This window comes from Cupriavidus pauculus (assembly GCF_002858765.1).
Taxonomy (GTDB): Bacteria; Pseudomonadota; Gammaproteobacteria; order Burkholderiales; family Burkholderiaceae; genus Cupriavidus; species Cupriavidus pauculus_B.
Map to the genome: position 1 here is coordinate 197,222 of NZ_PJRP01000014.1, position 1,680 is coordinate 198,901.

The following is a 1,680-nucleotide window of genomic DNA, read 5'->3' on the forward strand; positions in this document are numbered from 1 at the left end:
CCGTGATCCGAGAAGTCGGATTGCGTGACGGGCTGCAAAGCATCAAGACCGTCGTTCCGACGGAGCAGAAGAAGGCGTGGATCCGCGCGGCGCATGCCGCCGGCCAGCGCGAGATCGAGGTGGGCTCCTTCGTGCCGGCGAAGCTGCTGCCGCAACTGGCTGATACCGCTGAACTGGTGGCATTCGCCCGTACGCTGCCGGGGCTGTTCGTCTCGGTGCTGGTGCCCAACCTGCGCGGTGCGCAGGATGCCATCGCCAGCGGTGTCGACCTGATGATCGTGCCGCTGTCCGCCAGCCATGCACATAGCCTGGCCAACCTGCGCAAGACCCCCGACGACGTGGTGGCCGAGGTGGCGCGCATCCGCGCGGCGCGCGATGCCGCCGGCGCCCGGACGCTGATCGAAGGCGGCGTGGGCACAGCTTTCGGTTGCACATTGCAGGGCCACGTGGCGCCCGATGAAGTGCTGCGGTTGATGCAGGCGCTGCTCGACGCGGGTGCCGATCGCGTGAGCCTGGCCGATACGGTGGGGTATGCCGATCCGCGCGTGGTGCGCGAGCTGTTCGCGCGCGCCCAGGCCATTGCCGGTGACCGTTTCTGGTGCGGCCATTTCCACGATACGCGCGGGCTGGGTCTGGCCAATGTGCTGGCAGCCCTGCAAACCGGCGTCACGCGATTCGATGCCTGCCTGGCCGGTATCGGCGGCTGCCCGCATGCGCCCGGCGCCAGCGGCAACGTCACGACCGAGGATCTTGCCTACATGCTGGGCAGCATGGGCGTCGACACCGGCCTCGACATCGACGCGCTGCTGGCGTTGCGCGAGCAGGTGCAGAGCTGGCTGGCCGGAGAAACGCTGCACGGCACGCTCTGGCGCGCCGGGTTGCCCAGAACCTTTGCCGGCGTCCGCCACGCGGCCGCCTGATCGACACCGTGAGCCAAACCATGCAACAAGAGAACACATCGCTGCCGCTGGCCGGCATCCGCGTCGTCGAGTTCACCCATATGGTGATGGGGCCTACCTGCGGCATGATCCTGGCCGACCTGGGCGCCGAGGTCATCAAGGTGGAGCCGCCGGGCGGCGACAAGACCCGCAACCTGCCCGGCCTGGGCATCGGCTTCTTCCGCGCCTTCAACCGCAACAAGAAGAGCGTGGTGCTGGACATCACGACCGAGGAGGGGCGTACCGCGGCCGCCGACCTGGCTGGCCAGTGCGACGTGCTGCTGGAGAACTTCCGGCCCGGCCTGATGGAAAAGCTCGGCCTCGACTACGCAACCCTGTCGGAAAAGTACCCGCACCTGATCTATGTCTCGCACAAGGGCTTCCTGCCCGGGCCGTACGAAAAGCGCCTGGCACTGGATGAAGTGGTGCAGATGATGGGCGGGCTGTCGTACATGACCGGACCCAAGGGGCGCCCGCTGCGCGCGGGCACGTCGGTCAACGACATCATGGGCGGCATGTTCGGCGCCATCGGCGTGCTGGCCGCGCTTCGCGAACGCGACCATACGGGCCGCGGACAGGAAATCCAGAGCGCGCTGTTCGAGAACTGCGTGTTCCTGGCGTCGCAGCATATGCAGCAGTTTGCGATGACCGGCGAGGCGCCGCCGCCGATGCCGTCGCGCGTGTCGGCGTGGAGCGTCTACGACGTGTTCTCGCTGGCCGACGGCGAGCAGCTGTTTATCGG

The 1,680-nt window shown here is 67.7% G+C and carries 2 protein-coding genes; both read left to right on the forward strand.

Going from position 1 to position 1,680, the window contains the following annotated elements; translation table 11 throughout:
* Positions 1 to 2 precede the first annotated feature (2 nt).
* Positions 3 to 920 (forward strand): hydroxymethylglutaryl-CoA lyase, encoded by a 918-nt coding sequence (locus CYJ10_RS24845; protein ID WP_101684090.1) that lies wholly within the window; start codon positions 3 to 5, stop codon positions 918 to 920.
* 20 nt (positions 921 to 940) lie between these two features.
* A partial coding sequence (locus CYJ10_RS24850) for a CaiB/BaiF CoA transferase family protein (RefSeq protein ID WP_146002117.1) occupies positions 941 to 1,680 on the forward strand: 740 nt, incomplete at its 3' end.